Source organism: Thermatribacter velox, from assembly GCF_038396615.1.
Taxonomy (GTDB): domain Bacteria; phylum Atribacterota; class Atribacteria; order Atribacterales; family Thermatribacteraceae; genus Thermatribacter; species Thermatribacter velox.
Genome location: NZ_CP121689.1, coordinates 387,115 through 411,853, shown reverse-complemented (window position 1 = coordinate 411,853; position 24,739 = coordinate 387,115). Strand labels below are relative to the sequence as shown.

The 24,739-nt window shown below is 46.9% G+C and carries 16 protein-coding genes; 2 read left to right on the top strand and 14 right to left on the bottom strand.

All coding sequences use genetic code 11. The features are described 5' to 3' along the window. Positions 1–23 precede the first annotated feature (23 nt). From QBE54_RS02010 to QBE54_RS01995, 4 genes are all read right to left on the bottom strand, one after another. Positions 24–3,095 carry a PAS domain S-box protein gene (locus QBE54_RS02010; protein WP_369018692.1) on the bottom strand — a complete coding sequence of 1,024 codons (3,072 nt, stop codon included), beginning with the start codon at positions 3,093–3,095 and terminating at the stop codon, positions 24–26. 182 nt (positions 3,096–3,277) lie between these two features. Beyond that, on the bottom strand, positions 3,278–5,395 hold the full coding sequence (gene pbpC, locus QBE54_RS02005) for a penicillin-binding protein 1C (protein WP_369019374.1): 2,118 nt from the start codon (positions 5,393–5,395) through the stop codon (positions 3,278–3,280). Positions 5,396–5,489: 94 nt separating this feature from the next. Continuing rightward, entirely contained in the window at positions 5,490–10,844 is a 5,355-nt protein-coding gene (locus tag QBE54_RS02000) for an MG2 domain-containing protein (protein ID WP_369018691.1), read from the bottom strand. A gap of 28 nt (positions 10,845–10,872) precedes the next feature. Then, positions 10,873–12,114, bottom strand: coding sequence for a uroporphyrinogen decarboxylase family protein (locus QBE54_RS01995; RefSeq protein ID WP_369018690.1), 1,242 nt, complete (start codon positions 12,112–12,114; stop codon positions 10,873–10,875). A gap of 218 nt (positions 12,115–12,332) precedes the next feature. Between QBE54_RS01995 and QBE54_RS01990 the strand changes: the two genes are divergently transcribed. Next, entirely contained in the window at positions 12,333–13,175 is an 843-nt protein-coding gene (locus QBE54_RS01990) for a lysophospholipid acyltransferase family protein (RefSeq protein ID WP_369018689.1), read from the top strand. A gap of 74 nt (positions 13,176–13,249) precedes the next feature. Beyond that, complete coding sequence (locus tag QBE54_RS01985; protein ID WP_369018688.1) at positions 13,250–14,125, top strand: cation diffusion facilitator family transporter; 876 nt, start codon at positions 13,250–13,252, stop codon at positions 14,123–14,125. 4 nt (positions 14,126–14,129) lie between these two features. Here the strand turns inward: QBE54_RS01985 and glmS are convergent, their stop codons facing one another. Genes glmS through QBE54_RS01935 form a run of 10 tightly spaced genes read right to left on the bottom strand, consistent with a single transcriptional unit; the run spans position 14,130 to position 24,439 of the window. Continuing rightward, the gene (glmS, locus tag QBE54_RS01980; protein WP_369018687.1) at positions 14,130–15,947 is read right to left on the bottom strand and encodes a glutamine--fructose-6-phosphate transaminase (isomerizing); all 1,818 of its coding nucleotides are present in this window, start codon (positions 15,945–15,947) and stop codon (positions 14,130–14,132) included. A 3-nt stretch (positions 15,948–15,950) separates the two neighbouring features. Next, positions 15,951–16,589 carry a V-type ATP synthase subunit D gene (locus tag QBE54_RS01975; protein ID WP_369018686.1) on the bottom strand — a complete coding sequence of 213 codons (639 nt, stop codon included), beginning with the start codon at positions 16,587–16,589 and terminating at the stop codon, positions 15,951–15,953. 5 nt (positions 16,590–16,594) lie between these two features. After that, the gene (locus QBE54_RS01970; RefSeq protein WP_369018685.1) at positions 16,595–17,965 is read right to left on the bottom strand and encodes a V-type ATP synthase subunit B; all 1,371 of its coding nucleotides are present in this window, start codon (positions 17,963–17,965) and stop codon (positions 16,595–16,597) included. Next, a complete protein-coding gene (locus tag QBE54_RS01965; RefSeq protein ID WP_369018684.1) occupies positions 17,955–19,739 on the bottom strand; it encodes a V-type ATP synthase subunit A in 1,785 nt (594 codons plus the stop codon). The genes QBE54_RS01970 and QBE54_RS01965 overlap by 11 nt, the downstream gene beginning before the upstream one ends. Beyond that, positions 19,739–20,338 carry a hypothetical protein gene (locus QBE54_RS01960; protein WP_369018683.1) on the bottom strand — a complete coding sequence of 200 codons (600 nt, stop codon included), beginning with the start codon at positions 20,336–20,338 and terminating at the stop codon, positions 19,739–19,741. The genes QBE54_RS01965 and QBE54_RS01960 overlap by 1 nt, the downstream gene beginning before the upstream one ends. Further along, positions 20,335–20,646 carry a V-type ATP synthase subunit F gene (locus QBE54_RS01955; protein WP_369018682.1) on the bottom strand — a complete coding sequence of 104 codons (312 nt, stop codon included), beginning with the start codon at positions 20,644–20,646 and terminating at the stop codon, positions 20,335–20,337. The genes QBE54_RS01960 and QBE54_RS01955 overlap by 4 nt, the downstream gene beginning before the upstream one ends. A gap of 14 nt (positions 20,647–20,660) precedes the next feature. Then, positions 20,661–21,098, bottom strand: coding sequence for an ATP synthase subunit C (locus QBE54_RS01950; protein WP_369018681.1), 438 nt, complete (start codon positions 21,096–21,098; stop codon positions 20,661–20,663). Between the two features lie 5 nt (positions 21,099–21,103). Continuing rightward, positions 21,104–23,041 (bottom strand): V-type ATP synthase subunit I, encoded by a 1,938-nt coding sequence (locus QBE54_RS01945; protein WP_369018680.1) that lies wholly within the window; start codon positions 23,039–23,041, stop codon positions 21,104–21,106. Further along, a complete protein-coding gene (locus QBE54_RS01940) occupies positions 23,031–24,125 on the bottom strand; it encodes a V-type ATPase subunit (protein ID WP_369018679.1) in 1,095 nt (364 codons plus the stop codon). The genes QBE54_RS01945 and QBE54_RS01940 overlap by 11 nt, the downstream gene beginning before the upstream one ends. Then, on the bottom strand, positions 24,122–24,439 hold the full coding sequence (locus QBE54_RS01935) for a hypothetical protein (protein WP_369018678.1): 318 nt from the start codon (positions 24,437–24,439) through the stop codon (positions 24,122–24,124). The genes QBE54_RS01940 and QBE54_RS01935 overlap by 4 nt, the downstream gene beginning before the upstream one ends. Positions 24,440–24,739 lie beyond the last annotated feature (300 nt).

The following is a 24,739-nucleotide window of genomic DNA, read 5'->3' as shown; positions in this document are numbered from 1 at the left end:
AAAAGATAATAAAGCTATTCTATTTATTGTTCCAATATTTCCTGTATGAAGGCAGGATCTTTTTTAGCCAGCTCTACAAAAAGTTCTACAACTTTAGGATCAAATTGTGTTCCCGCACAGCGCTTGAGTTCTAAAAGTGCCTCTTCAACTGAAAGAGGCTTTTTGTAAGGACGTCCATTAATCATTACATCAAAAGCATCGCAAACAGCAACAATCCGCACAAGGAGCGGTATTTCTTCACCCCTGAGCCCTCGGGGATAACCCTCTCCGTTCCACCATTCGTGATGAGCAAGGATTAAAGTGGCAATGGGAGCAAGCTCAGGAATAGCCTGAGTAATACGAAAGCCTGTTTCAGGATGCTTGGTAACTACCGCCCACTCCGCGGGAGTAAGCGGCCCTGCTTTTTGCAATATGTGGCGAGGTATGGCAATTTTACCTATATCATGAAAGCGAGCAAGCAAGGAAAGAATATCGAGCTCGTGCTCGGAGAGACCGAACCTTTCGCCCAGCACCAGAGCCCACCTGGCAAGACGCTGGGAATGCTCCTCGGTCTCTAAGGTGGTTTCGCGAAGAGTAGCTTCCAGAATTTGCAAAGCACGACTGCGGAAACTTGAACTCTCTGTGAGCTTTCGCTGATACATCCAGTTCTCAGCAATGCGCAAACACTCCTCAACAGACTGAGAAGGGGTACTCTTAGTAGCAAAACCCAGCGAAATACTCAGGGGTAGTTCGTTCTTTCGGCTTTCCTCCTCAAAGCGTTTTCGGATATTTTCAAGAATGGTCCTTGCCTGCTCCCGATTACAACGAGGCAAAAGAACCACAAATTCGTCACCTCCAAAACGAGCCACTACACTTTCTTTTGGACATACTTCTTTGATCAAGCGAGCACTCAAAATGAGAAGTTTGTCTCCTTGCTCGTGCCCAAAGGCGTCATTGGTAAGCTTTAGTCCGTTAAGGTCTCCCATGATAACGCTCAGAGGGAGATTCTCCGAAACATCCACACGGCGCACTTCCTGTTCGAAGAAAGCTCGGTTGTAAAGACCAGTAAGTGGATCGTGAAAACTCAAAAAACGAATTTTTTCTTCGCTTCTTTTGCGCTCCGTAATATCGAGGAGGCTGCACAGGAGAGCTTCTTCACCAAGAAAAGGAAAAGGATTTACCCTGACCAGGAACCACCTGATTCCACCTCGAGGAGCATAGAAAGCAAATTCAAAGTTTGGTGACCCAGAATTAGGCTCTATTCTTTTAAGCTTCTCCACAAAATCGCGACCAAACAAACCTTCAACGGGCATACCTTCTAATTCTTCCCTCTCACGTCCCATGAGCTTAATAAGTTGAGAATTAAAATAAACCACTTTTCCCCTCAATATAACCAGAACAGAAAAGGGTAAGGCTTCAGCTAAATTTCGAAAGCGTCGCTCGCTCTCCTCAAGTGCCTTGCGTATTACCCTTTCTTCTTCAAGAAGCTCAAAATTACGCACTGCAAAGCCTAAATCCGCGGCAATTTCTCGCAAAAGCACTTTTTCTTCCTGAGAAAGCTTTGCTTCACCAGGTACAATAACCAGCAATCCATAAACTTTTTCTTCAAAAATAATCGGGAACCCAAGGCAATCCCTGCCCGCTGCACCCACCAGGGTTTCAATAGAGTACAACTGAGAAAACTTCTTTCTAAGCTCCTCGGAAAATAAAGACCTCTTTACGCTCTCTTCATCAATGCAACCCCAGGAAAAAAAGAAAGGTTCTTTCTCATCAACCAGAAATATCCATCCACCCTCATAGGGGCTTATTTCTCCAAAAAGCGTGCTCACAAAGGCAAAGATCTCTTTTCTCTCGCCCCCACGGGCAAAACGCTGGTTGATTTCTTGTAACAAGCGCAGCAAAGTATTAAGTCGCAACAGGTGCTCTTCTCTCTCCTTGATTTCAGTGATATCCACCAATGAAACCAAACCGGCTGGACGCTTCTGGTATTCAAAGGTCAGGCTGGAAACCAGCACCCAGCGTTCCACTCCATCTTTCCGAATTATTTTTATTTCGTACCACTCGCGCTCTCCCCTACCTCGCTCCCGCTCCTTTATCCTCTCGAGTACTTCCTTTTTAAACTGCGGATGCACAGGGTAGTCAGCCCTCATACCCAAAAGCTCTTCCTTAGCATAACCGGTTATCAAAGTAGCTTGAGAGTTGGCATACACGTAGCGTCCTTGCTGATAAATAAGGACACCCACCGGAACCACTTCGGCCAGGTTTTTAAATTGCTGCTCGCTTTCTCGCAAGCTGGTTTCCAGATCAACTCTTTCGGTAACCTCTCGCACATATTCTATGACACCCACCATTTCACCTTGAGCATTCCACCAGGGGTAAGTGATAACCTCGACCCAGCGTTTTTGCCCCTCTACCCCATGCGAACGCAAAACCCTGTGCGGTTTCCCATCCCGAAAAGTCTGGAGTGCCGGACAATCATCACAGGGGCTGTTCCTTCCCTGATACACCCTGAAGCACTTCTCCCCTTCCAGAGGTCTTTCAAAAGCGAGGAGCTTTTTCATAAATGCGTTGGTTCTCAAAATCCGTAAATCCCTATCCAGGACCGATAAACCATCCTGTACCCCCTCAAAAATGCTTTCCAGAAAGCGCTCTTTCTCTTTCAGTTCTGCTTCTCGCTGTTTGAGGCTGGTTATATCCCGGGAAATCCCCGCCACCCCAATAATTCTTCCCTGCCAGTCTTTGAGTGGTATTTTAGTGGTAGAAACCCAGGTGGTTTTTCCGTCAGGCCAGAATTCCTGTTCTTCTATGTTATAAAGCCCTTTTCCAGTCTCAACGATGCGTCGCTCATCACAGAATGTCTTCCTGGAGTGGGGCGGAGCAAAAAAATCAGCGTCTGTTTTACCCACAACATCTTTTAGGTCTTTCACCCCAAAATATTCCAATAACGCCTTGTTACCCCACAGGAAGCGGCCTGCAAGGTCCTTAACGTAGAGACGGTCAGGTGTGTTGTCAATCAGAAAATCAAGCAGGAAGTTCCTCTCCAGCAAAGACAAACCTTCCTTTTTGGAAAGGCAGTGCAGGAGAAAGGCAAAGGTTACTCCCAATATCCCACCCATAATTAGAAAAAATAGAGCAAGAACAACAGGATTCGATCTATCCAGCAGGAAAAATGCAATCCACAGGAGAACTACCAAAAGAGGTGAAAGAACAAAAAACACTCGCCTACAAAAGGGCGTAATCACTTTTCTTTTCTTCAACAAAGGTGCAGCACCCCAGAGTCGAAAATGTTTTTCCGTAATTATAACATTTCCCCGCCAGCCACCTCCTTCCCGGGAGGACCTATCTCAAAAAGCACTTCCTCTATCATCCCTTTCTGAGAACAAAGTGATACTCGATGTTCGCCCTTTCCAAGTTCCACAAAAAGGGTCTCTCTGGGTCGTGCCCTGCCTGCAAAGTCTCCATCCACAAACCAGAAAACATCCTCTTCTCCCTCGAAAGAAAGAGGAATCTGCACCACTCCCTGCGGGTTGGATAATAAATACTTTTTGCCCCTTATAGGAGAAACGATACTGACTGCTTGCGGATACCACACACCCTGCAGAGAAAAGTCAAAATCGGCAGTATCGGCAGTAAGTCCTGAATGTACATCGCACTTCTCAAGTGGTGAGACATCCTTGATGAAGGGCGCAAGCACCGAACCCGGGCATCGCTCGGTACTTAACTTGCCAGAAACCGGGCATACCTCCCTAAAGACAATCCCGAGAGGAGGAGTGTAAAATTCCCCGCTCCCCTTCAAAAGATAGGCCATAATCCTGCGAGCAATTGGAAAAGCAGCACGAATACCCACCAGTTCCATATGGCTGCGCCCCCGTGGGTCTCCCATCCAGACCACCAGCGTGTATCGAGGGTGATAACAGATGGTCCAGGCATCACGTAAGCCCGAAGAAGTACCGGTCTTAAAGGCAAAAAGAAGGCTGTCACCCCCTTGGCTACTTCCTTCCTCACGAATCCTTTCAGCGAGAATATCAGCAACCAGGAAAGAAGCTTCTTCTGTGGCCAAATTCTTCCAGAGAGGAACACTTCTGGTTCCTTTTAAAATCTGAAGAGGTCGCCACTTACCCAGAGTGGCCAAAACCAGATACCCCTGAGCCATCTCCAGGGGACTAACCTCACACCCCCCAAGAAGCAAAGCATCTCCATAAAAGCGGGGATCACCCGTCAAATGAGAAAAGCCCGCTTCTCGAAGATAAGAAAGCAGAGAATCATAACCCAGCTTTCTTCCCAATCGCACCGCCGGAACGTTCAGAGAAGCAGCAAGCGCTTCTCGAACGGTTACCGGACCACGAAATTTGTCGTCAAAATTACGCGGAGTATTACCAGAAAAACCCCAAGGAACATCCGAAAGAAGCGAGGAAGGGACCAGCAACCCACGCTCAAAAGCAAGAAGGTAGGCAAAAGGCTTCAGAGCCGAACCAGGAGAACGTAAAGCTCGGGCACAATCCACCCATCCCCCCGGTGTTTTTTCTTTCCAGCGAGCATTGCCCAGGTAAGCCAGTATTTCGGCATTACGGTTGTCCACAAGCACACAGGCCAGAGTAATCTGGCTATCAAAAGAGAGCAGATAATTCGAAGTTACACGCTCTATCCACTCCTGCAATCGACCATCAATGGTGCTCTGGATAATCTGCTCTTCCACGAGTTCCCTCAACCACAAACTGGCATGATACGCAAGTTGGGGAAAAGGATGGGTCCTACCAGATACCATTTCAGAAAGAGCACCGCGATATTCCTCCGCTGTAATGACCCCTCTTTGATAAAGAGTCCGCAACACCCGATCACGCTTTCTAATTGCCTCACTCAGATGCAAGTCAGGACGCAATCTTTCAGGCCTTGGGAAAAGCCCTGCCAGAACACAGGCTTCAGAAAGAGAAAGTTCTCGGGCTGCTTTACCAAAATAGTAGCGACCTCCCGCTTCCACGCCTCGCAGGTTACCACCTACTGGAACCCAGTTGAGATAAGCTTCCAAAATTTCTTCTTTGCTCATCACGCTTTCCAGCTTTAAAGCAAGTACAAACTCCAAAAATTTACTCCAGATATTGCGAGGCCGGGGCTCAACCAGGCGAATTAGCTGGGAAGTTACGGTGGAAGCACCTGATGTGTTCCTGCCATGAACCAGAAAATTCAGAAATTCCCGGAGTAGAGCTGGGAAATCAACACCTCGATGCATGAAAAAACGGCGGTCTTCAAGCTCCAGAGCCACAAGGGGAAGCCATTTCCCCATTGCCTCCAGAGACACGGGGAAAACGTATTCTTCCTGTGGAGACAGGAAAGTACACAGCCATTCTCCCCTTCGATCCAGGACTACGGCTGAGGTTTCCAGATTCTTGATTTTCTCAAGAGGCAGGGGGAGTACCATCCACAAAAACACGATACTCCCCAAAACAAATATCCAGAAGCACAATCCGGTCAGAAGAAGCGCTTCCCAAAAATGTACACTGCAATCCTTTTTTCTATTCGGAAGCAACAATCACCCTCTGCCCTCCTCCTGAAGTGGCAAAAATTGAGGGGTTATACATACACTCCGCATGCACAGGAGGAATAACGAAATCACCGGCAGTTACCACTCGAGCGGTATATGTATAGTCCAGCTTTCCGGAAAGGTGTTCCACGAAAAGAATTACCCGGTCATCCCGACGCTCCACCCTCACCTGAGGTTCCTCCTCCTGCCAGGTCGAAGATACAAAGAGGCGTGGATTTTCAACTTCGAAACAACCCGGCAAAAGATCTAAAAGCACAACGTTTTCCAACGTCCCTGCACTTTCAAGTCGCAGATGTACCCTTACAAGGTCTCCTCTCCTAAAAGAATAATTTGCAGGCAGTGGATTACCTTGCTCATCAAAAAATTCTCGGGTAACACTCAAACCCTGACTTTCTTCCGGAGGCATAGCACGAGGAACGCCACTCACAGTCATTGCAAAATAGAAAGGACCTTCACCCTCGTTCGCAACACTCCAAGGCGGAGGAGGTAGTTCTTTAAAACTCCAGGAAACTTTTTTCTCCCTCTGCAGCAAAAAGAGCTCATCATTCTGAGCATCAAAAATCCGAGCCGTAAAGGCTTCTGGAGTAATCTTTCCCTTCAAGTAACTGCTCAAAGCCAGCAAAGAGAAGGCTGCTTCCTGCGTTGACCAGTACTCACGTTTCCGTAAGGTGTCAAAAAGCTGCACAGCAAGCTGCTCCACACCCAGCGATTCAGGGTCAATGCTCAATTCGACAAGCAGGCGAAGAGCCAGGTCGCGCAAATAAGAACTGTAAGCACCTCCCGACTCAGGCACACCATAAAGAGAGGGAGCAAAACCACCAGACAACTCTCTGGCCACCCTGGAATTTCCAGTCAGAGCATAGGCCCAGGAAAGAAAGAGCAAGGCTGTACCGCTCAACTCACTCCTCTTGTTACGTAACTCCTCCATGTGGGCAAGTGGTGGTTCTCCCCACATAGTTAAAACCAAAGCTGCGTAGGCAGAAGTCGTGTTGTGATAGGATAGAGCTCCAGGTGTAGCACTCCAGGGCAAGGAGTTCAAAAATTCCCGGAGATAACTCAGGGCACCACGCAGGACATCCTCAGGTATTGAAAAACCTTTCGCCTTTGCCGAAAGCAGGAAGTGAGTAGCATATGCAGAATCAAAAGGAACGCTCACATACTCCCCAGCGAAACGAGCAAAGCCACCATCCGGAGTTTGCATAGAAATAACACGCCGGATAGCCCTCTCCAGAGAACGATTGACTTCCTGAGGGTTAGAAAGTAAAGGATCGACTTCAGCCATAATTTCCGGAAGGTAAAGCAGGGGCCAGGAAGACGAAACCACCTGCTCCACGCAACCATAGGGATAACCGTGCAGGAAATTCGCAAGATAGTTAAGGTCCAGGCTGTTTGAAGCTTGCAACCATAGCTTTCCCTCAAGGGTTTGCAAGTACCACTCACCAGGCAAAGAAAGCGTTTTCTTTTCTCCTGGAAGAACTCTCCCCATAATCACCCGAGTTACTCTGGGATAAGGGGGCCTTACCGGAAAACGATACTCCTCTCTACGTGACTCTCCAGCATCGTTAAGCATGACCTGTAACAGAGCTTCGCCAGCACTTCCGTAAGCTTGCATACTTATGTTTCTCGCTGTACGGGATTGAGGAGGTAGCTCCAGACTCAGGGTATGTTCACCAGTGATGGTCACCGGTCCACTTTCAGAAATGGTGACCTCTACTTTTCGCTTTTCTCCGCTGCGGTTAAAAAGAACAAGCGGAATTGAGAAACGGTCTCCAGGAGCTACAAAACGCGGATGTACCAGCTCGCACACCACATCATGAGCAACATTCACTTCCTGAGTAGCCATTCCCAGCAATTCACCACTTGAAGCGACCACTGCAAGAAGCAATCTTCCTTCAAATTGAGGAAGCTCAAAGATTACCTTCCCTTTTCCCTGCGAATCAGTAAAGACCTGTGGTTTTACCAAAGACACAATTCGGAACTGGGCTGGCTGAATTGGAGAAAGCGCCAGACCCATTTCTCTTTCCAGTTCTTCGCCACCTCCCGGATACAGAGGAGGTGTGGTTAAGGGTTCGCTTAAAAGAAGGTTTCCATACCAGTCAAAAGTGCCTACCGAAAGTTTGCATCTGGCACTGAAAAAGTCAAAGGGGTCCACCAGTTGATGCGCAGTCAGGTCCAAAAGTCCTACATCCACAAGAGCAACCAGAAACTCACCAGGCACAGCGTCTCCCTTTGCGTTCTTGAGTGTTACTTCAACAGGGAGCTTTTCCATAGGTTTAACTGAACTTAGAGCAGCAATTTCTACCTTAAGATGATGCGCAGTTTGGTCAACATAAAAAGGCGTTATTCCCAACGCCCGAACTGGAGCAAGTGGGTCTTCACCGCTGTGAGCGCGAACTACCAGAAGCGAACAGTAGGCGTTAGGAGCCATTTCGGCGCTTACCGGGAAGCGCACTTCACCTTCAAGCTGCGCCTCGAAAACCCTGCTGTAAACAACACGGTCCGTCTCTACAGTGAACAGGGCTTTTCCTGGAAAAGGAGAATGGTAACTAACACGAGCTTCCTCGCCCACCTGCCACTTCTCCCTGTCCAGGGATAAAGTTATCCGCTCCAGCAATTCTTCACGAGGGTTAAATCCGTAACGACCATACACATCAAAGTAGGTGGAAGAAACCACGCCTGTCTCGGGGTCTCTGACTTCAAATAAATAGCGCCCAAATTCCCGAGGTCGGAAAACCATCTCACCCCTTCCCGATACAAGCTCAACAGGGGCTTCTTTCTCGAGCGCAAACTCTTCCTGCATACGATAGCGAACGCCTGTTTCCTCTTCAACCAGAACGTAATGGTGAAACACTTTAAATATGCGCACCAGAGCTGAAGAAAGAGGGAAAGGTATGCCTTGAGGATCCACCGCACAAATTGTAAACGGGACTTCCTGCCCGGGCTCGTATTGCATAGAGGGATAAAATATGCCTAAGTAGAAAGGATAGGGATGGAAGGGAAGGCTAAGACGCTTGCTCACCGGCCGACCCTGCGGGTCCAGCAACGTAACCAGCAAGGTTAGTTCAAGAGTCGAGGGTGGCCTCAGGTTCGAAGGGGCGTTAAAAGCAATTGTGGTTTTTCCCTGGGAATCCAGCTGATACTCGCCCAGCGTAATTTCTACCGGTGCAAAATCGCGGCGGGAATCACCAAAGGTGAACTGTCCCCAATCAGGATGTTTGAATTCTTTAGTACTAAACCTTGCTGAAACTTTAACAGGCATGTGAGCAGCTGGTGCGCCAAAAAGATACTCCCCAAAAACCTCAAGACTGAATTCTTCCCCAGCATGCAACTCGCGTAAAGGTGTAGAGAGGTTAAGGCGAAGACGAGGAGGCACAAAATCTTCCACCAGGAAACTAGCCTCTCCCAAAAACCCTTCCTCACCTTGCCCTGGAAGATAACAGAGAAGTTGATAATTGCCAGTTAAAGCTTCCTGAGGTAGCTCAAATTCAAAGATGGCACTCCCTTCCTCAGAGAGCATTGTCGTAGTTTCAAAAAAAGTCCTTCCCAGAGGCGAGACAACTTTGAAGGCTATCGGAAAACGCTCTGGAACCTTGAATTCTGGGCCACGCAACAAAGCCTTGGCCAGGACTTTTTCACCAGGCCTGAAAATGCCTCGAGGTAAAAACAAAAAGGCCCGGTAGCCTCGACGTAAATAGGGCACCCCTCCTATTTCAAAATCGCCCTGAGAAAAGCGCTCTTCTTCAAGTACAAGAAACGAAACATCCTCTCCTTTTTGAACGGTTATCAGGAAAGGACGTTCGTCATTTGCTGGCCACGCTCTGTCTTTTTCAAACAGGAAAACTCCCCGGTCATCGGTAACCCCCTCAGCAAGCAACTGGTTGGACCTTGAAAACACCTTTACTTTGGCTCCTCCGCAGGGAAGAGCATCGTGCAAAGAGTTGGCCCATACCAGTACCCCATGTTCAAAAACCTTCGAAACCACGCCAATATCGGTGAGGGAAACCACTGCCTGGTCTCTAACCCAGGGATCGCCTTCGGCACTCTGGATTACCACCAGGTAAGTTCCCGCTTTTCCTGAAACTTCCGAAAGCACATCCACCGCCCGACGCACGGGAACGTTGAAGGGTGCATCAACTACAACTTCTCGCTCTACTACTAATCTGGAAAGGTCCTGAAAGGCAATGTTGTCTGGAAAGGCAAAGGCAAAGGGGATGTTGTTATCGTATAAGCGGAAAATTCGCAAATACACACGGCTCACGTTCACCAGCTCTACGGGTAATCTGGCCTCCCCAAAATAGGAAGCGTAGCTACCGGAAGCAGGAATCGAAATTGAAGGTTCCAAGTCGGGCATCAAGAAAGCCTTTTTAAATTCCTGGGCTAAAACTGCTCCCGAGCGAGCAGGAAGTCCTTTTTTCAGGCGCACCAGAACCCGATCTCGGGGTTTGAATTCTCCAGTGATTTCGAATCCCCAAAAGTAGGCCCGCACCGAAAATGGATACTCTGGCTCAAGCTCTACAAAGGCCGAAAGCGCATCGGCATCTGGTGGAGTTGAGGTATAAAAATAAATTACTCCCTGCTGTGCTCCCCGAAAGTAAGCACCACTACCCGTTATCTCCATAGCGTAGAAAGCCTGCATTTCCTTACGGAAGCTCCCAGCAAGTCCCAGAGGACCGACTTCCGAAGTCAAGCCTTCTGCAATTTCCAGGTAGAAAAGTGGTTCTTCAAGAGGCGCAGTATAAATTAAAATCTTTTTACTTGGCGGACCAAGAGGTATGTGGACGGGTATTTCCTGCCCCTTGCTGTTTTTCACGATCAGGAAACCTCGCAATCTTTGCGGAGACACCGGAAGTGAAAATTCAGCTTCAAGCACGATACTTCCGTCTCTTTGATAGTCCACCTGACGTACGTCGAGGACCTTCAAAGGAGCGGTTCGGATATGGAAACTTGAGGAACCAGATAGAAAACGACCAGCAAGGTCCGTAAAGTCAGGGCGAAAGGAAAAAGTATACAAAGTTGCACTACGGAGTGTCTCGCTGGTTTTGAAAACCAGCGTCTTTGGATCTTCAAAAACACATTCCCCGGCAAGTGAGGGAGAAATGTAAAAAGGCGCTTCGCTCACCGGGAACGGTTTACCAACTTTTTCAGAAGAAACCACTGGTTGCGAAAAGCTAAAACGTACTTCTTCAAGATACTCAGAGACCGTAGCTCCTTCCCCGGGAGAAAACCCGACTACCTGGAAAACATCCCCCTCAAAAGCAAACGCACAACTACCACACACCAGGACCAAAAGGAAAACCAGCCAGAACCAGCACCAGATACTTTTCATCTTTCCCCTCCTCCCTTAAAAGAGAACCTCAATATCGAAAGTTATGAACCTCTTCAAACATGGCAATGATATTCTGGGGTGGTACGCCAGCCATTATGTTGTGCACCTGCTGAAAGACATAGCCACCCGCAGGAGCAAAAGCCTGCAAGTTACGGCGTACATGTTCACGTACTTCTTGAGGAGTGGCAAAAGGAAGTACCGTTTGAGTGTCGCATCCTCCACCCCAGAAAACGATATCTTTGCCAAACTCTCTTTTCAGGCGTTCCGGCTCCATATCCTTGGCAGCAATCTGTACTGGCTGAATAATATCCAGACCAGCTTCGATTAAATCGGGCAAAAGTTGATAGATGCTTCCACAACAATGCAAAGCTACCTTTAGATGAGGATACTTCTTCTTTACAGTCTGCCAGAGAAGTGTATGGCGGGGCTTGAAAAATTCCCGATACATTTTGGGGGAGATTTGGGGTCCAGTTTGCATGCCCAAATCGTCGCCAAAACCAATAATATCCACATAGGGACCTACAGCGTCCAGATACTTCTCAAGATTGGCCAGGTGATACGCTACCAGCTTATCCAGAAAACGGTGTACACGAGGGGGGTTAAGCGCAATCTCGGTTAAAAAATTGTCCATGCGAAAAGCAAATTGCGCCGTCTCCAGAAGGTTACCGCCAAAAGCTGCATATATTGCCCGGTTTGTCGACCGGCGAACCCTTGCTGCATTTTCCCGATGAATGCGCAACCCTTCATCGTCAAAACCAGCCGGTGCAGGAGGAGTTCCCAGACGAAACCACATAATTTGCTTTAGGTAATATTCAAGACGTTCAAATTCTTGATCAGGGTTCTCTAAAAGAGGAAAGTAACACTGCTCAAAGTACAGGCAACCCGGACGCTGAACACATATGGGTTGTCCTTCATCTCCCCGAACAATCCAGCCTTCATCGGTCTTTTCCACCTCAATAAAAGCAGGGATTTTGCAGGGAGTGCCATCAGGAAGTACCCAGTCTTTCCAGTACCACTCGTTCTTGTAATAAAGGTACCCCACATCCACTACGTCAACGCCAAAAAAATCCAGCACATCGTCTTCAACAATGGCAAGCTGCTGGATAAAGTCGTAAACATAAAGAGGACTATCAGGAAGCCCTAAAGCTTTGCGCAGGTCCCGATAGGCCAGGGCCATAATACCTGAGGAACGATGACCACCAAAGTCAATGGGAATCCGATCGGGTTCCTGATGATTACAGGACGTAAGCACTCGTTCTCGTGAAGTCATCACCAACACCTCTTACTTAAGAGCATAGCACCAAAAACCAGATTTTTCCACTACCACTTGCAGAGTTGCTTATACCAGGAAAGTAATCTTCGGGTCATACTGTGTTACAATGCTTAAAGCAAATGAAAACCCTTGTCTTTTGAAAGGGCGAACAGCCATCTCCAATGGGTGCTATTTTAACTTTATTGCAAGTTGTTGCTTTCCTGCTTCCCGTTTCTTTGAGCAGAAAATGCTTTCTACTTCTGGGAGAAATTCTCTTTCTCTCTTTCCGTAAAAAACTAGACTATGTTCGTAGGCAATGGCAACTGATCTTTCCCGGTGTTTCATCTTCTCAAATAGAGAGCAATCTTCGAAAAGTTTTTCGTCATCTTGCCCTGTCTTTACTGGAAGTTATACTCATAAAATACAAAAAAGAAAAAGCACTCTATTTCCTAATTGAAAAAGTAAGAGGAGCAGAATTTCTGCAAAGAGCCTTTCAGGAAGGAAAAGGAGTAGTCCTCGTAAGTGCTCACCTGGGCAACTGGGAATTGCTTGCTGCTTGGCTGGGATATCACAATTACCCCGTAGAAGTGGTATACAGAGACCTAATTCCTCCTTTAGTGAACAACTTCATGAAAAGCTGCCGCAGCGTTTACCGAACAGGCTGGATCCAGTGGAACAAAATAAATGAAGTCCGCAAGGCTTTGCGTCAGGGTAAAGCGGTGGCTATTCTAGTCGACCAGAAAGGCGAAGGCAAGGGAATGAATTGCCCTTTTATGGGAATTACGACTCTCAGTCCTACCATCCACGCCAGACTGGCCAGGCTCTTTGGATGTCCTGTGATACCAGCCTTTATAACTCGGAAGGATGAAAAGTTGAAACACGAAATCGTCTTCTTACCTCCCTTTTTCACCCCGCTTTCGCAGAACAGGAAGTACGATATCTTTTCTGCCGTTGCTCTGTGCAACCAGATAATTGAGGTTTTTATTCGTCAGTTCCCAACCCAGTGGTTGTGGTTCACAAGGAGATGGAATATCAAAAACCCCTCCGAGAGTAAATTCGAGCAGAGATTTTCTTTTTAAAAAAAGTTTTTCGTGGTAACATATTTAACGTTTCGCAAACCACAAAAACCCAATTCTATAAAAAAGGAACGAACATGCCACTAACCGAAAAAGAAAATACGTTTCACTATGTGAAATACGCCGTATTGCTCAGTGTTTTTGGTAATCTGATTTTGTTCTTTCTCAAGGTGTATTTTGGCATTATCTCCCACAGCCTCGCCATGATAAGTGATGCCTTTCATACCCTATCAGACCTTTCTACTTCAGTCATCGTGCTTTTCGCCGCTCGCGAAGCCAGGCGCTCTCCTGACTCAGAACATCCTTTTGGCCATGGTCGAGCAGAAGACATTGCCATCGTCTCCATGTCAACCTTGCTTATTGTGGTCGCCTTTGAATTCTTGCGCAGAGGTTACACAAGGTTTTACACTGGAAACACTGTAAGAACCTCCCTCCCCCTGCTTGCAGTAATAATCTTGAGCATAATCACCAAAGAACTGATGGCCCGGGGAACTTTTCTTTTAGGGAAAAAGGCGAATTCCAGCCTTATCAAGGCCGATGCCTGGCACCACCGAAGCGACGCCCTCTCTTCGTTACCCGTAGCCCTGGTGTGTATTTTTCCCAATTACCCACTTGTTGATGCTGCAGTCACCATCTTTATCGCCTCACTGATAGGAATAGTTGGAATTCAACTACTCAAAGAAACTGTTTCCAGATTAATGGGGCGTGCTATCTCTAAAGAGGAAGAAGAAAAGATCAAAGAAGTGATAACCAGAAGCTTTCCCGAAATAAAAGACATTCACTCCATAACCCTCCACGATTACGGCGGAAAAGGGGTAATCACTCTTCACGTTACGGTTAAAAGCAACCTTTCCGTTCTGGAGAGTCACCAGCTTGCTGATAGCATAGAAAAGGCAATACACCAAGCTACTGGCTACCAGGGCCTGGTACACATTGAGCCCGACCAGGATTGATGAATTACTCTACAGTAACACTTTTGGCCAGATTCCTTGGCTGGTCAATATCGCAACCCTTCTCAAGAGCCACATAGTAAGCAAAAAGCTGCATGGGAACAATGGCCAGAAAAGGTAACAGGCATTCCGTAACCCGAGGGATATAAATCACCTCGTCGGCTTGCTCAGCTACTTCCTGGTCTCCAAAACAACACAAAGCGATGATTTTCCCCTGGCGTGCTTTGATCTCTTCCATGTTACCAATTATTTTAGAGCGAACCACATCCTGCCCTACCAGAACAAAAGTGGCCAGATCGGGCTCCACCAGAGCAATGGGGCCATGCTTCATCTCCCCGGCACTCAAGCCCTCAGCATGGATATAGGAAATCTCTTTAAGTTTGAGAGCCCCTTCGAGTGCCAAGGGGAAAAGTACTCCCCTTCCTAGGTAAAGGAAATTCCTGAAAAGGTAAAACTTCTTGGCCAGTTTGCAAATATCTTCTTCCCGTTCAAGAATGTCTCGAATCAGGCGCGGCAAGGTTACCAGTTCTTCAAGTAACCTGCGTGTTTCTTCCTTACCTAAACAACCCCTGTGTTGTCCCAGATAAATGGCAAAAAGTAAAAGCACCGCCATCTGACATAAAAAGGCTTTAGTCGAAGCCACGCTTATTTCCACACCAGCCCGCGTGTAAAGCACCCAATCTGAAATGCGGGTCAAACTACTTCCCAAAACATTGCACACTGAAACCACTCGACAGCCCTTCTCCCGAGCCAGCGAAACCGCTGCCAGAGTATCTGCAGTCTCTCCAGACTGGGAAATGCTCAACACCAGAGTTTTCGAATCGACCAGAGGATCGCGATAGCGGAATTCAGAAGCATAATCTACCTCGGTAGGTATGCGAGCAAACTTCTCAAGAAAAATCCTCCCCAGCATACCAGCATGGCAAGCAGTACCACAGGCAACAATGACCACACGTTCAAAATCGATGGGAAACTCCTGTAATTCTTCAAAGTACACCTGGCCTTCAAGTAAATTTACTCGGCCTGCAAGGGTATCCTCAAAAACCTGGGGTTGTTCGTGGATTTCTTTAAGCATGAAATGCTTGTATCCACCCTTTTCAGCACTTACCGGGTCCCAGGGAATAGTAACCACCGATGAACCGGATTTTTTTCGACCCTCAAAATCGAATATCTCCCAACCACTTCTGGTAACTCTCACTATTTCTCCGTCTTCAATAAAAACTACTCGATTGGTATTTTGCAAAAAGGCCGGTACATCAGAGGCCAGAAAGTTTTCTCCATTGCCAACTCCTAAAATTAGCGGACTGGACATTCGCACACCGTAAATTGCTCCCGGATCTTCCTTGAAAAGGATGCACAGTGCGAATGAGCCTTTCAGCTTTCCTACTGCTTTAACCAAGCGCTCCAGAGGAGTACCTTCTCCTTCCAAAAGATGAACAATGACTTCGCTATCGGTTTCCGACCGGAAAACATGCCCATCTTCACTCAAGCAAAGCCGTAAGGAACGATAATTTTCGATAATGCCATTGTGAACCAGCGCAATGCCACCAGCGCAGTCAAGATGCGGATGAGCATTCTCACGAGAGGGAATACCATGAGTTGCCCAGCGGGTGTGGCCTATACCGCAAAAAGAGGGGAAGTTAAGATCGGCAAGATCCAACTCAAAATCCCTGATCCTACCCTTGTTTTTAACTACACAGATTTCTTCTTCTCCAAGGAGAGCAATACCCACCGAATCGTAACCCCGGTATTCAAGCCTTTTAAGGCCTGAAAGAATAAGCGGTAAGGCGGGGCGTTCACCAACATAACCTATAATGCCACACAAAACCTATACCTCCTTGCTCTTTCCTTCTCGTTTTTTCAAAAGTTTCATCTTGAAAAAGTCTTCCCTGTCCTGCTCTTCCAGTATATCACGTATAAGTTTAATCTTTTCCACATGATCAGGAATGACTACATTTTCCAAAGCATTCACCCTCTTCTGGGTCTTTTTGATTTCCACAGCCAAGCGGTACACAGCGTTTTCAACCACCGCCAAACGAATGATTAAAAAAACCACTTTGCGAAAGGCAAGGTAGGCTTTATCCAGTGCTGCGCTGGTGCGATAGACACCATAAGCAGGACGGCTCTCTTCCTTTCTATCCCAGCTTATCTCCGGGATTTCCACTCCCATAATGCTTTTCAGGCGGACATCGAGGTCCTGAATTTCAGGAACCGCAAAACCGATTTCCTCCACCCGCTCGATGCCTATATCCAGATTAGCCCGCTGCAGAGCAAGGTAGGCAGCCTGAAAAACACGATCCATTTCCTCCTGAAGGGTTTTTGCCTCGTCAAGATAACGCATCATCTCCCTTACCAGCACATTCCTTTTGCGATCCAGCAAAGAATGTCCCTCTCTAGCCAATTCCAGAGAGCGCTGCAGTTCTATAAGATTACCCCTGGTAGGAGAAACGTTGCTGAAAATCGGCATCGCTTTCAACCCTTCCAGTATTTTTCAAGATACTTTTCTTTTACCTGATGCAGCTCTCCGCGAGGCAGCAAGGAAAGCATCTTCCACCCTAAATCCAGAGTTTCTTCTATACTTCGCTCCTCCTCAAAACCCTGCTTGACAAACTCTTCTTCGAAACGCCTGGCAAAATCAAGATACTTACGATCCACTTCGGTAAGCTCTTCTGTCCCAATGATGGTAGCCAGAGAACGCACGCTTTGTGCATGGCTATAGCTTGCAAAAAGCTGAGCAGCAAGCTCGGGATGGTCCTCACGGGTATATCCTTCACCCACCCCATCCTTCATTAAGCGGGAAAGTGAAGGCAAAACAGCAATGGGGGGATAAATACCCTGCCGGTGCAGGTCTCTGCTTAAAACTATCTGACCCTCGGTAATGTAACCGGTAAGGTCAGGTATGGGATGGGTGATATCATCGTTGGGCATAGCAAGAACCGGAAGCTGAGTAAGAGAACCGCGTCGACCCTGGATGATGCCTGCCCGCTCGTAGATACTGGCTAGGTCGCTGTACATGTAGCCTGGATACCCTTTTCTTCCAGGAACTTCTCCACGGAAGTTGGATATTTCCCGTAGAGCTTCACAGTAATTGGTCATATCCACCAGGATGGCCAAAACGTGCATTTCCTCATCAAAAGCCAGATACTCAGCAATGGTTAGAGCAACTCGCGGAGTGGCAATACGTTCTACAGTTGGGTCGTCAGCAAGATTGAGAACCATAACAGCATTTTTAATAGCACCAGTTTCTTCAAGGCCTCTCCGTACAAACTCTGCTTCGTCGTGGCGCAATCCTATCGCAGCAAAAACTACTACAAATTCCTCATTTTCACCTCGCACTTTAGCCTGACGAGCGATCTGTACAGCAAGCCGGACATGAGGGAGCCCACTCCCGCTGAAAATAGGCAGCTTCTGGCCCCGAATCAAGGTCATCATACCATCAATAGCTGAGACACCAGTTTGAATAAAGCTACGAGGATAAACTCTGGACACAGGATTAATTGGCAACCCCCCTATATCGCGCTTCAAGGAAGCCATCACTTTACCCTGACCATCGCGAGGCCTGCCCAGACCATCCAGCACTCTACCAACCAGGTTTCGGGAAAGAGGAACCCTCAAGGGCTCACCCAGAAAACGCACCCGCGTTTCTTCACGAATCAAGCCCTTGGTACCCTCAAAAACCTGGACTACAGCCTTGTCTTCCTCAAGGAGCACCACCTGACCCGCTCTGCGTTCTCCTCGGTAAACAATTTCCACCAGATCTTCATAGCCAACACCGCTTACCCCCTGGACCACTACCAGAGGACCAACGATGCGAGAAAGGCCTACATACTCTTTAACTGGCACTTTTAGCACCTTCTTTGTACCTGGCTCGCAAATTATCAAAAAATTTCTCTATTTCCTCTCTCAGTGTATCAAACCGTTCGAGCTGATCGTTGGGAATTTCCTCTTTCATTCTCAAAAGCTTGAGATAAACATCCGAGCGTTTAATCTCACTGATTGCCATTCCCGAAGCAATCAATTCCCTGGCCCTCTCATAAAAAAGCAGAATGAGTTCCATCATCCTGAATTGCTTCTCAAGAGTGCAGAAAGAATCAACATTGCTAAAAGAATTCTGCTGTAAGAATCCTATCTTAATCAATCTCCCTGTTTCCACTATTAACTTATGCTCATCGGGAAGGACGTCCTCACCCACCAGCTTAATTACCTGCTGCAAGCGGTCATCTTCTCCAAGCAATGCCATGGCCCGCTCCCGCATACCATCCCAGTCTTCACCAACATGTTCTCTGAACCATTCCTTTAAATCCTCACCGAAATCGCTGTAACTGGTCAACCAGTTTATGGCCGGATAATGCCGAGAATAAGCAAGGTTTCTGTCCAGAGCCCAGAAACAGCGCACAAACTCTTTGGTATGACGGGTAACCGGCTCAGAAAAATCTCCACCTGGAGGAGAAACGGCTCCAATGATGGTAACCGAACCTTCTTCACCAGAAAGGGTTTTAACCCGACCAGCTCGTTCGTAAAATTCAGAAAGCCGACTGGAAAGATAAGCTGGATATCCTTCTTCCGCTGGCATTTCTTCCATTCTACCCGAAAGTTCTCGCAGAGCTTCAGCCCAGCGTGAAGTAGAATCAGCCATCAAGGCAACGTTATACCCCATATCTCTGAAGTATTCAGCTATGGTTATGCCCGTATAGATGGAAGCCTCGCGAGCCGAAACAGGCATATTGGAAGTGTTGGCAATGAGAATGGTACGCTCCATAAGTGGTCGACCAGTACGCGGGTCGACCAGACGAGGAAATTCTTCCAGAACATCCGACATCTCGTTGCCTCGCTCCCCACAACCTATATAAACCACCACATCTGCATCTGACCATTTAGCCAGCTGATGTTGAGTAACCGTCTTTCCAGTTCCAAAACCACCTGGAATGGCCGCCGCACCACCTTTGGCCAGCGGGAAAAAGAAATCAATCACTCTTTGCCCAGTAATCAAAGGGATGGTTGGTAACAATCTTTCTCTAACAGGACGGGGAATTCTTATTGGCCATTCCTGATACAGGGTCAAATGATGAACATTCCCTTTCTGGTCCGAAATCAGGAGCAAAACATCGTGAATCTTATAATCACCACTGGGCTTGGCTTCGACAACTTTACCCGATACATGAGGTGGAACCAGTAAGCGGTGTTCAAAAAGAGGTGTTTCCTGAACCAGAGCAAAAATTTCGCCGGGTCGGACAGTATCTCCAACTTCTTTTTTCATTTCCACCCGCCATCTCTTGTTCTCATCCAAAGGAAATATCTCAACCCCTCGAACCACAAAATCCCCGTGAAGCAAAGCTATCCGATCCAGGGGGCGTTCTATACCATCAAAAATCTTTCCAATGAGACCCGGACCAAGATAAGCGGAAATAAGCTTTCCCGTGCCTCGCACCGGTTCTCCAACTTGTAAACCAGTGGTGCTCTCGTAAACCTGAACTGTGAAACTTTCTTCTCCTATGTCCACTACTTCACCAATAAGACCTTCCTTTCCCACTTTAACCATCTCATTCATCATAAAGCCCTGTGACCCAGTTGCTCGCACCACTGGACCGTTGATCAAATAAATGCGTCCTTCTCCCATCAACTCCACCTCACTTCTTGCCGCAACAACTCCTGAAGGTGCTGTTCTTGCTCGGTAATCCTGGTAGTCAGGGTATTTTCCACCCGCTCCTTTCCATCCACACTCTCCAGCATTACCCCAAAATCAAGGTCAGGTTCTTCTTCAACCCTCTCAATGAAACTCGAAAACTCATGCATTTTAAGCTCGTTAGCCCAGGGTAAACACAGAGCATTACAGCGCAGTATCACTTTCTGCCTTCCCATAACCCTGAGGGCTTCTTCAAACCAGCGAAAGAAATAAAGCCGTTTCTCCTGCTCACCCAACTCTTCAAAAGCTCTCTTTACATCCTCGATAAAAGCAAAAAATAGCTTTTGTAAAAAGGCATCCTTTTCACGACGTTCCTGCATTAAAATAATTGCATTCTGAGCATTAATCCACTTCTGGGTTTTAAGGCGCAGTTCACGCAGGAACTCCTCTTTTTCCCAGGCAAGCTGTTCTTCAAGCTTTCTTTCCTCTTCTTGAATCTCTTCCTGAGCCTTAATAAGCGCATCTTCCAGCATATCTTCGGCTTCTTTAATGATCGCTTTGCGCATCAGCTCTATCTTATCAACTAATCTCATTTCACTTTCACTCCAATAGCACTTTCAACATAGTTAAGGATGAAATCCTTGTTGCGACGGGTTCCATGACGGTCTGGAATGATGGTCAAAAGGGGCAAATCTCTGGAAAGTTTGAGACGCTGCACCTGGTCAGGCACAACCTCAGCAATTTTTTCAGTCATTAAGATGACGCCAACCGTGGGATCCTTTTCGACTTCCTCAAGCACGGGAAGAATCTCCTCACGGGTGTGTACCACAACCCCTTTAATCCCAGCCAGACGCAATCCTATCTGGGTATCAATGTTATCGCTGATTAAGAAAAAACGCACTCTATCACCTTCTCCTACATTCTTCCCAAAATCAGAACGGAGATGATCATTCCGTAAATGGCTATACCTTCAGCAAGACCCACGTAGGTAAGGGTGCGTCCAAAAAGCTCTGGCTTTTCGCTGATGGCCCCAATTGCCGAAGAGCCGGTTATCGCCACGGCGATACCTGCTCCAATTGCAGCAAGACCAGTGGCCAGACCAGCTCCAAGCAAACCAAGGCCAGAAGATACAGGTTGCGTAGCCACTGGGGCATTTTCAGTTTGGGCCAGTGCATTGGGTAGAGCAAATCCAAAAACAGCCAGTGAACACACGCCCAAAAAAAGGAGACTGCTCCAGAAAAGTCTCAGGAAAGTCTTTCTGGAAAGACGCCATTTACCTTTCGCGGCCATCACCCCAATTAAAACTAAAAGTCCCAGAAAAATTCCGTAAGTAAGAATCATCGCTGTTGCCATTTCACTTACCTCCTCTCAGTAGATATTTCCCTAAAAGTTACCGGCTGGAAAGGCCTACCTCGTCCAGCAAAAAACCTGGAAAAGAGCTCGTAAAACTCCAAACGCAAAGCCTGAATAAAAACTACCAGACCCTCAAGGCCCAGGATAAGGAGATTGCCAAAGATAATCACCAAAACCCTGGAAACCCCAGAAAAAGCTCCTCCTCCCTGCACCATCTGAGCAATGCTCAAAAAGGCCAGAAAAATTCCTGCGTGATTGATGGCAAAAGCAGCAAGTCGAATAAAAGAAAGAGTGTTGCTTAAAAAGCGAATAATCTCATCAAAAAGCACAAATGTGGATTCAACAGCTTTCTCCCTTCTCGCCGAAGGCGAAGCTTCAAAAACCTCGTGCAAATAGATAACCACAAGCAGGACCACCAGAAGGCTTAACCACAGGTTAGCCGGACGAGGTAACTCTCCATAACGAAAATACGAAAAAACCAACCAAACTCCCAACCAGTAAAAAGCAAAAGCCGCCAGCCCGGAACTTCCCAGCAAAAACTTCTTCCAATGTCCTGCACGAATTAAGTTAAACATGCCCAGGCCCATCCCCAGAGCAAGCAAAATAACACCTATCGCTACCGATATACCCATGAGGTACGAAATTTCCTCAATTGGGCGCACCCACAAAGCAGGTAACAAACTTTCAAAACCCAGGAAACTACCATACAAAAATCCAAAAAGAACCGAAGAAAGCCCAGCCCAGCCAAATACCCAACCCAGATCCGAGCGTTTCTTTAGATAATAGACAAAACCCGCCAGTGCCAAAATGGCACCATGACCTACGTCACCAAACATAAAGCCAAACATGAAGAGAAAAGTCAGGGCAACCACCGGTGTAGGATCGACTTCCCAGTAAGAAGGTAAACCATACATTTTAACCAGGCTCTCAAAGGGGCGGAAAAAGGAATGATTAGAAAGTCTCACCGGTACCTTTTCCTCCAGCACTTCCCGAGTATCTGGCTGTTCTTCAATTACCAGCGTTTCTTTTTCCCACTCAAAGAGACGCTGAATTTTCTTCTTCTCCCTTTCGGGTACCCAACCCGACAAGGCAAAGAGACTTTCACTGAAACCAACCCGCTCCTGCAATCGGTAAACAGAACGCAATACGTAAAGATGGTCCAGAAGCTGATAGATAAAAGTGCGGTTTTTGTAAAAAATCTCTCGCAGTTCGATGTTCTTGCGCTCGATTTCCAGACACAGCTTTTTGATTTCATCAGAGACTCTGAAATAAACTTCTTCAACGGAACCCTTTAACATGGCACGAGGTAGGGTGTGTTCTTCAAAACCGATGGATTGAAGGATGCTTTCCGCTTCTTTTTGCATTCTGGGAAGCGTAAAAACCATAATCCACTGTGACTCTCGCTCCCTCTCTATGTCCACCACCAGAATGGGGGCATCGTTGACACTCTCGATTAGCCGATCAAAATACATACTCAATATGCGCCCAAACTTTATCGAGAAACCCTCAAGGCTTATCAGGTCTTCAAAATCGACGTCCAGGTAACGAAGGGTCCTGAGGTGCCTGCGCATATGCTCAAAGCGCTCCACCAGTCTTTTCAATTCCGAAATCTCGCTGAGTTTTTGGTCCATCTTTCTCTCCAGTAACCGCGCCTTTTTTAAGGAGAAATTCAACCGAGAAGCAATTTCTGGACTGAAAACAGGCCGGGGTGAAGGTTCTTTTCCAGAGAGTTTGTGAAGCTTGCACAGCAAAGAAAAAGCCTCTTCAAAAGAAGTTCCACCATCTTCTTTGAAAAAAGGTTTGGTTTCAGGAGGCAAAGCATTCTCCAGAGACAAAGGCTCAAAACACTCCGACGCAACGATCTCTTTCAATAACCGTTCCATGCCTTCCTGCTTCCGCTTAACCCCCACAATGATTAAGCGGCACATCCTGTCAACGGCCACTCAGGCTCACCACCTTGAGGGGTCTTATAAAATAGCGCTCTGCCAGGCGCACATCCAGCGCATATCGTATATCTTCGATGACCGTAATCAGGTCACGAGTTTCAAAGGTTTTGAGCGTAACAAAGGCAATCAACACCTCCAAAGGAGCAAGATGTTTGCGAAGCAGAAGGCGCGCCAGCCGGTAAAGGTAAGAAAGGATGCTTCGTTCGAATATCTCATCCAGTACTTCACTGCTCTCCTGCCAGTTATAAAAAACACTTCGGTAGGGCGAAGCGAGAAGCATGTTCATAAATTCTTCCAGGCTCTGGCTTCTGACCAGTCTCATCAAGCGTTGAGAATCAAAATACCTGTAAAGAGGTATGGTGAGTCCGTAGACTTTCTCAGGAAGCATCCCAAAAACAAAGCGCATCCTGTATATAAGCTCTAGGTTCAACAAATCTGCTTGCACACCAAAAAAGCGTAAAACAGCTTCACGGTCTCGGGACGAGAAGTTTTTCACCTTTCTGGGCAAACCAGCCAGGTACCAGTAGTCCAGGGCATTTTCGATAACATCCATGGCTCGGGATTCACTAAATCGTTCTTTTGCAGCTTGGAATAAATCATAAAAAGCGGTACCCTCCAGCCCATGGGTAAGTTCGTCAAGGTTTTTACTTCTCAAAAGAGCCCGAAAATCAACTTTACTCCAAGGAGAAAGGTCAAAAAGTTTTTTCTCTATATCCTCAGGACTCGCCTGCGCACCTAACACCACGTACTTGGTAACCAGCTTGAGATTCTCAATTTCAAAACCAGTGAGGAAGAAGTCAATAATGACTCTTTCCTTAAAACTGGCAAACTCGCGCAAACTAAAAAGCTCGTAAATTGTGGACTGATTGACCAGGATTTCCAGGTCACGGCGGTGAATCTCATCGGGCTGAATATCTTGAAGAACCTGCTGGTAGGCGGGTGTATTCTGAAGATAACGAGCAATTTCGGGAACAGAGTGGAGACTCAAAAGGTTTTGAAAGTCCTGGTCCGAAAGCATCTTCCCAGCTTTTGCTAAAGTCTTACCCAGTAAACCAAAATTCTCAAAAATGAACACACTCATTCCCCCAAAAGCAGGCGCAAAGCTTTTTCAACCAGCAGGGTTTTGCTCGCTTGATAACGCTCCTCCATAAGCTGCTTAAATTCTTTCACCCGTTCCTCACTTTTTTTGCGAAGCTCTTCCACTGTTGCTTTGGCTTCCTGGGTCATTCTTTTCTCTTCCCTGCGCAGATATTCCTGCTGCCCCTTTTTCTTCATTTCAGCAATCTCCCGAGCTTTATCAAAAAGTTGCTTTCTCTTCTCTTCAATACTCTCAATAATTTCCCTGCGTTCCTTCTCAATAGCAATCAATCTTTCCAGAATTTCTTTTTTATCCACCAGGTTAACCCCCTTGGTAAATCAAACTTGTATGATACTACTTCTGGCATCACTTTTCAATATTTGTGGTTACAATTTTAAGAAGTTGTACGAGAAGAACACTAATCAAAGCTGTAAAAAGGCAACCGAAATACCACTGCTTTCCCAAGCAAGTTGGTCAATGCAAGTAGAAAAAACATGGAGGTTTTGTGCTGATAAAAGGGAGTTTTTAAAAATCTAGGAAGTTACCAGATGAACAATTGTTAATCACAACTCATAAAAAGCCTTTTTCCCTGCCAAAGCTTTTTAAAACTGTAGCCT